The organism is Mesorhizobium sp. (assembly GCF_004963255.1).
Lineage (GTDB): Bacteria > Pseudomonadota > Alphaproteobacteria > Rhizobiales > Rhizobiaceae > Mesorhizobium.
On the sequence record NZ_SUGA01000122.1, the window covers coordinates 1 to 316 of the forward strand.

At 59.8% G+C, this 316-nt stretch carries 1 protein-coding gene; it reads right to left on the bottom strand.

The window, feature by feature from the left end; genetic code table 11:
• A partial coding sequence (rpmF, locus tag E5X34_RS32725; protein WP_127258683.1) for a 50S ribosomal protein L32 occupies positions 1 to 147 on the bottom strand: 147 nt, incomplete at its 3' end.
• Positions 148 to 316: the final 169 nt, after the last annotated feature.

Consider the following 316-nt stretch of genomic DNA (forward strand, 5'->3'; position numbering starts at 1 on the left):
ATACATGCCGGTCTTCAGGTCGATATGGTGCGGGCGGCGCATCTCGCCGGAATTCTTGTCCTCGACATAGGTCGGGGCCTTCAAGGCATCGGCCGAACGGCGCATGCCGCGCTTCGACGGAGAGGTTTTTCGTTTCGGTACGGCCATGGATATGCTCCACTACATGGTCAAAATGCCCCGGCTGCCCTCGTGAAAGGGCCGCGTCAGGGGCCGGAATCTGAGAAAGTCGGGTGCCTATACACGCCCTGCGCCGTTTTGGCCAGCGTCGCCGCAAATTTTTTTAAGCTAACGCAGACAGCCGACATAGGCGCCGGAC